Below are 6,595 nucleotides of genomic sequence, written 5' to 3'. Positions count from 1 at the left end.
GGAGGGCGAGGGGAAATGGCCGCGAGTGTCAGCGCGGGTCCCCAGCCTTCGCGGCCCTCGCTGAAGGGATTAGACTCGGCCCCGTGAGCCCTCCCCTGTCCGTCCTCATCGCCGATGACGAGCTCGTCGCCCGCAAGCGTCTCTCGCGCCTGCTGACGGCCTTCCCCGATGTCTCCGTCCACGGAGAGGCCGCCGATGGCGAGGCGGTGCTCGAGGCCGTCCGCGCCGGTGGGGTGGACGTGGTGCTGCTCGACATCCACATGCCCGGGCTCAGCGGCATGGACGCGCTCGCGCTGCTGCCCTCGGGCGGCCCCCACGTCATCCTCGTCACCGCCCACGCCGACCACGCGGTGGAGGCCTTCGAGCACGGCGCCGTCGACTACGTCCTCAAGCCCGTCGAGGCCTCGCGCCTGCAGAAGGCCCTGGAGCGGGTGCGCGTCCGGCTCGCCGCCAAGGCCCCGGAGCCGGGCAAGGGCTCCGCCATCGAGCAGCTCGCGCGGCCCCTGGCCCGCCTGCCCATCCCCACCCGCCAGGGCATCGTCCTGGTGGACCCCGGCACCATCTCCCACGCCACGCTCGAGGACGAGCTCGTCACCGTCTTCACCGCGCAAGGGGACTTCCTCACGGACTTCACCCTGCAGGAGCTGGTGGACCGGCTGCCCACCGAGGGCTTCTACCGGGTGCACCGCCGCGCCCTCGTCAACCTCGCCCACGTCACCCGGTTGGAGCCGCTGGAGACGGGCGGCTACCTCGCTCGCACCGCCCGCGGCCACACGGTGGAGGTGAGCCGCCAGTCCGCCCGCGAGCTGCGGCGCATGCTCGGCCTGCGCCGCGGCACCGAGGACGAGTCCGGCCCGTGAGGCCGTGACTCCCAGACGGGCTCAGGGCGACAGGCCGAACCATCAGCCGCTGGCACGAGTCCGGGTCGTCATACGCATCGGCGTCCCCCGCCTGGAGGCCTCACAACGGACATCTTCATGGCTCGACTCTCCCAGGGAAGGGGGTGGGAGCCACCATCCCTGGGAGGAGGCCGGCACGCAGCCGGCCCTGTCGGGCACCTGTCCGCCCACCGACACGTGGGCGGAGCAACTAGCGCGGAGCCAACACCACGCGGTTGGGACCGCTCGCCTTGGAGGAGCGCAGCGCCTTCTCCGCGGCGGAGATGAGCTCCTGCTCGTTGCGGGCCTGGTCCGGGAAGACGGCCACGGCGGCCGTCACCGTCACCTCGCCCACGTCGCTGCCGGTCCCCTCCGGGAAGTCCAGCTCCTCCACCGCCTTGCGGAGCTTCTCGGCGTAGGTACGCGCCCGCTCCACGTCGGCATTGCAGAGGATGACGCCGAACACGTCCCAGTCGTACCGGGCGGCGATCTCCGAGGAGTTGTCGCTCCGGGCGTGGGTGACGGGATCCTCCATCATGTCCGTCACCATCTGCGCCACCCGGCGCAACAGCTTGTCGCCCTCGGCGTAGCCGCGCGAGAGGTTGAAGCGGCGGAAGCCATCGATGTCGATGAGCACCAGCGCCAGCTTCTGCTCCCGCCGCCGCGCACTCAGGAGGCCCGCGCTCAGCGCCTCCTGGAAGTAGCGGTGGTTGTAGAGGCTCGTCAGACCGTCGCGGAACGCCAGCCGCTCGCTCTCGGGGATGAGCGACTGGGAGGCGGCGCCCTTGGCATCCGCCTTCTGGGGCTCCGCCGTCTTGGGCCGGGGCGTCGCGGCGGGCGCTCCTGGAGCTCCCGGTGCACCCGGCGCTCCCGGCTTGCCCGCGGCGGGCTTGCCGGCACCTCCCCGGCCCAGTCCGAGCTGGTCCTTGAGCTCCTGCACCATCTTGTCGCGGATGGACAGCAGGGCGGCGTTGTGGACCGCCTGGCCCACCGTGTTCTTCAACTCCTGTTCCGTGAACGGCTTCGTGAGGAAGTGGTTCACTCGCGCTTCATTGATGGCCTTCTGCGCGTCCTCCAGCTTCTGGGACGCCGTCACCAGAATGCGCGCGGCATGGGGTTGTAGCTCGGCGACGCGCTTGAGGAGGTCGACCCCCATCAGCCCGTCACCAAGATTTTGATCCGATACGACCGCGTGCAGTTGTTCCCGCTGGAGGACTTCAAGTGCTTCTTCAGCGGACCGGGCAAGGAACACCGTGAAGTCCTTGCTCAGGTAGTACTGCATCAAGGCCAGCATCGTCCGGTTGTCCTCGACGACGAGGACCTTCGCAGCAACAGGCTCACTCACCAGGGCAGACCAACGCAACGAGGGGCATGGAAGACGGAGCCGAGCGTCGCAAAGGAAGGGGGCAGGCCGCAAGTCTCGAAGCGGGATTCCGCCCACTTCAGTCCAGCGGCCACTCGTGGACCGGCCTGCCGGACGAAGCCAGGAGCATGTAACGTTCCAGCAGGGCCGCCAGAGCGTCCTGCCGAGGCATGTGGGCTTCCAACCGGGCCAACATCTTCCGTTGCCAGCGTGCCCCGGTACACTCCGCGCGAACCCGGGCCTGCACAATGGAGAGAAGCTCGTCCGCCTCCTCGGAGGCCACCCCGGCGTCCACGAGCCCCGCGCGGGCCACCGGCAGCAGCCGCTCCACCAGCTCCCCGGCGGACACCAGGCGCGGAGAGGGCGCGTGGCGCTCGGGCCACAGCAGCTTCGCGTCCAGCCCTTCCTTCGCCGCGCGGAGGAAGTTGCCCCGGGCGCAGGAGAAGGGAAGCCCCGGCAACAGCGCCTCCATGTCCGAGCTCAGCCCCAGCGTGAGGCCCAGCAGCAGCGCGCCGTTGGCCAGCATGTCCACCACCGTGGGGCCCGCGGGCAGCGCGCGCAGCTCAATGCGCACGTGGCCCGTGTCGCTCGGGTCGTAGATGGCGCGGTTCCAGCTCCACACGGTGCCCTGGTGCAGCCGCAGCTCGTCCAGCCGGGGCAATCCGCCCCGGGACAGGCACTCCAGCGGGGACTCCGGCCCCAGCACCGGCAGCAGCGGCGGATAGAGGGCCACCGACTCGGCGAACAGCTCCAGCGCGCCCTGACGCACCCAGCCATGGCCGAACGTGACGCGCCCGTGCTGCGGCGCCTCGGACTGGGGCTCGCCCCGGTCATCCACCGCCTGGCGGAAGAGCGCCACGCGCGTCTCGTCCCACAGCCGCCGCCCCAGGAGGAAGGGCGAGTTGCCGCTCACCGCGAGCACCACCGGCGTGGCCAGCTGGGCCGCGTTGTACATGTTCGCGAAGTCCGCCGGGTCCACGCGCAGGTGGTACTGCAGCGAGGTGTTGGCGCCCTCCAGCGTCACGTCGTCCCACTCGAGGGTGAGCGTGTCCTCGCCGCCGATGACCACGCGCAGCGGCTCCTCCCGGCGCCGGCGGCGGATGGCGGCCGACAGCGCCCGGTAGCGCGGGAGCGCCGTCATCGAGCCCATGCCCAGGTCCTTCTCGCGCAGCGTGGGGAGGATGCCCATCACCGCCACGCGCGCCCCTTGCGTGGCCGCCGCGCGCCGCACCTCGGCCAGCGCGCTCTCGAACTCCTCGCGCATCGCCGTGAAGGGCCGCCCCGCCAGCGGCCCCGGCCGCAGGTTGCACTCGAGGTTGAAGCGGTCGATCTCCACCGTCACCCGCGGGTCCATCGTCTGGCCCAGCACCTGCCGGTTCACCGGCAGCGGGAAGCCCGCGGCGTCCACCAGGAACATCTCCAGCTCGGCGCCAATGGTGCGCGGCCCCACGCCGAAGCCGGGACGCGCCAGGATTTCCCGGAGCGCCTCCAGGCTGTCCGCCAGACGCTGGCCGAAGCGCTCGTACTCCTCGGGCTCGAAGGTCTCTTTCTGGATTTGAAGTCCCATATGGAGCCCTAGGGGAAGGGAGTGGGTTGAGGAGCGGACCCGGAAGCGGACACGCCCGGGCGGGAGGCGAGCTGCTCCAACAGCCGCCGCGCGAGGGAGAGCGCCTGCACCCGTATCTCGGGGATGGCCGTGCTCTCCCACAGCTCGCCCCGGCGCAGGGGGCCCAGGGTGAAGAGCATGGAGGAGGCGCGGCCCTGCGCGTCGAGCAGCGCGCCCTCCTCGTCCGTGGCCAGGCCGAGCCCCAGCGCGTCCGCGCGGGCGAGCCCGGACTCCAGCAGCCCGCGCAGCAGCGGGTGGCCCCGGCCGATGGAGGCATCGGGGCCGGTGCAGTTGATGACGTGCTGGACGCGGAACGTGGCCTCGCGCGAGAAGCCCCGGGGCCGGACGCGCGCCAGCACCCAGCCCTCGTCCGAGAGCTGGAAGCCACGCACGCGGGCCGCGTGGATGCGCAACACGCCGGCACGCTGGAGCTGCTCGAGCGTGTCGTTCACCGCGGGCGCCATCCGGTGGCGGTGCACGTCCCAGAAGGAGCGCAGGTGGCGCAGGAAGCGGCGGCGCTCGGGCTCCGGCAGGCCGCGCCACAGCGAGGCCGTCACCGGCCGCAGGGAGTCCATCACCGCGCGCCAGTCCCCGCCCTCGCCCGGGTGCCGGGAGTGGTGGCGCAGCGCGCCCAGGAGGGAGCGGACGCGGTGGGGCTCGGCCACGGCCACGGGCGTGCCCGGCACCACGCCGGGCCGGTGCACCTGCGGGAGCAACCCGTGCCGGGAGAGGGCGTGGATGCGGCCCTCGTGGTTGCGCTCGGCCAGCGAGAGCACCGTGTCCACCATGGTCAGCCCCGTACCGATGAGCAGCACCGAATGGTGGGGCCGCACACGACGCAGCGCGCCTTCCAGCCAGGGCGAGCGGATATAACGATGGCTCGCGTACAGGCCCCCGTCCGCCACCGGCAGGTCCGCGGGCAGGGCGTTCCCCACCGCCAGCACCACCGTGCTCGCCTCCAGCACCGGGCCCCGGGCCAGCGCCACCCTCGCGCCGGCTCCCTCCTGGGAGATGGACAGCACCTCGCCCTGGAGGAGCTCCAGGCCCACCCCGGGGGCCGCGCCCTCGCGCGCCTCGCGCAGCACCGCCTCCAGGTACTGGCCGTAGCGCCTGCGCTGGACGAAATCACCCGGGCCCGTGTCCGGCTCGAGGCGGCGGAGCCACCGGAGGAAGTGCTCGGGATCCTCGGGAAAGGCGCTCATCTTCCCGGCGGGGACGTTGAGCAGATGGCTGGCGTTCTCCGTGGAGTAGGCGAGGCCGGGACCCACACGCCCCGTGCGTTCCAGCAGGGCCACCCGGAGGGGCCCCGAGGCCTTCCTCAAGAGCTGTGCCGCCAGCAGTGTGCCGCTGGCACCTCCACCGACCACCAGTACATCCCACGGCTGCTCGAATCTCACACCCCGACAGTAAACCCTGAGGGCGGCTCCCACATCCCCCCTTGACTGTCCAGGCCGCAGGCGGCCGTGCACGATTCTGGTTCTGGAGGGACGGAGGAGAGGCCGGCCCGGGGCCTGCCCGGCCGCCCGCCCCCCATGAGCCGGGCGCCCAGGTGTGTTATCGCTCCGTGACGATGCAGCCCACGCCCCCCACCCCCCTGGTCAACCTGTACGACCTGCCCCGCGCCGCCCTCGGCGAGCTGCTCGCTGGCTGGGGCTACAGCGCCTACCACCGCGACCTGCTGTGGGAGGCCCTCTACCGCCAGCAGGTGGAATCGTTCGACGCCCTCACCGGGCTGCGGCCGGACCTGGTCCAGGCCCTGCGCGAGCGCACCCGCCTGGAGCGGCCCACCACCCACCACGAGGTCTTCAGCTCCGACGGCTTCACCCGGAAGCTGCTGCTGCGGCTGCGTGACGGGCAGACGGTGGAGACGGTCCTCATGCGGTTCAAGGGCCGGGCCACGGTGTGCCTCAGCACCCAGGCCGGCTGCGCCATGGGTTGCGTCTTCTGCGCCACCGGGCAGATGGGCTTCGTGCGCCACCTGACGCCCGGGGAAATCATCGGCCAGGTGCTGCACGTCACCCGCATCCTCCGCGAGACGAACGAGTCGCTGCGCAACGTGGTGCTGATGGGCATGGGCGAGCCCCTCCATAACTACGAGGGCACCCTGGAGGCGGTGGACATCCTGGTGGACCAACTGGGGCTGGCGCTGGGGCCGCGCTTCATCACCCTGAGTACCGTGGGGGTGGTGCCCGGCATCCGGCGGCTGGCGGACGAGGATCGGCCGGTGCAGCTCGCCGTCAGCCTGCACGGGGCCACGGAGGAGGAGCGCGGCGCGCTGGTGCCCGCGGCGCGCAAGTGGCCGCTCGCCGAGCTGATGGAGGCCTGCCGCTATTACTCGGAGAAGCGCAAGCGCCGCATCTTCTATGAGTGGGCGCTCATCGCCGGGAAGAACGACACGCCCGAGCAGGCGCACGCCCTGGGCCAGTTGCTCAAGGGGATGGACGCGCACGTGAACGTCATCCCGCTCAACCCCACGGTGGGTTACGCCCAGCGGCCCAGCGGCCCCGACGCCGTGCGCGCCTTCCAGGACATCCTCGCCAGCTACGGCCTGCCCAGCACCGTGCGCCAGCGCCGCGGCATCGACATCGACGCCGGCTGCGGCCAGCTCAAGGCCGCCGTGGAGCGCCCGCGCCGCAGCCCGCAACCCACCGTGTCCTGACGGGCTCGCCTTCGTAGACCCCAGGCGTCCTGGCCTTCACAGCCAAGGCACGCCAACGTCCTCACGCCACAAGAACACCAGCCCCCACT

At 71.8% G+C, this 6,595-nt stretch carries 5 protein-coding genes; 2 read left to right on the top strand and 3 right to left on the bottom strand.

Annotated elements, in window-relative coordinates:
• On the top strand, window positions 1–860 hold an 860-nt coding region (locus tag Q664_RS28410; protein ID WP_235216912.1), incomplete at its 5' end, for a LytR/AlgR family response regulator transcription factor.
• A 229-nt stretch (window positions 861–1,089) separates the two neighbouring features.
• On the opposite strand, the gene Q664_RS28405 is transcribed toward Q664_RS28410, so the two are convergent.
• The 3 genes from Q664_RS28405 to Q664_RS28395 all read right to left on the bottom strand — a co-directional run bounded on the left by Q664_RS28405 (window position 1,090) and on the right by Q664_RS28395 (window position 5,244).
• A complete protein-coding gene (locus tag Q664_RS28405; protein WP_152622385.1) occupies window positions 1,090–2,223 on the bottom strand; it encodes a GGDEF domain-containing response regulator in 1,134 nt (377 codons plus the stop codon).
• A gap of 97 nt (window positions 2,224–2,320) precedes the next feature.
• On the bottom strand, window positions 2,321–3,808 hold the full coding sequence (locus Q664_RS28400) for a glutamate-cysteine ligase family protein (protein ID WP_043402646.1): 1,488 nt from the start codon (window positions 3,806–3,808) through the stop codon (window positions 2,321–2,323).
• Between the two features lie 8 nt (window positions 3,809–3,816).
• Complete coding sequence (locus tag Q664_RS28395; RefSeq protein WP_043402643.1) at window positions 3,817–5,244, bottom strand: FAD/NAD(P)-binding protein; 1,428 nt, start codon at window positions 5,242–5,244, stop codon at window positions 3,817–3,819.
• Window positions 5,245–5,417: 173 nt separating this feature from the next.
• On the opposite strand from Q664_RS28395, the gene rlmN reads away from it, so the two are divergent.
• On the top strand, window positions 5,418–6,506 hold the full coding sequence (gene rlmN, locus Q664_RS28390; protein ID WP_043402641.1) for a dual-specificity RNA methyltransferase RlmN: 1,089 nt from the start codon (window positions 5,418–5,420) through the stop codon (window positions 6,504–6,506).
• The last annotated feature ends 89 nt before the right edge of the window (window positions 6,507–6,595 follow it).

It is taken from the genome of Archangium violaceum Cb vi76, assembly GCF_000733295.1.
Taxonomy (GTDB): domain Bacteria; phylum Myxococcota; class Myxococcia; order Myxococcales; family Myxococcaceae; genus Archangium; species Archangium violaceum.
Note: the sequence above shows the minus strand (reverse complement) of the source record. Positions and strands in the feature narration are given on the sequence as shown.

Bases quoted from the DNA above. Each gene is read 5' to 3' on its own strand.
- Q664_RS28400 (WP_043402646.1), bottom strand. From the start codon at position 3,808: ATGGGACTTCAAATCCAGAAAGAGACCTTCGAGCCCGAGGAGTACGAG.
- rlmN (WP_043402641.1), top strand. From the start codon at position 5,418: ATGCAGCCCACGCCCCCCACCCCCCTGGTCAACCTGTACGACCTGCCC.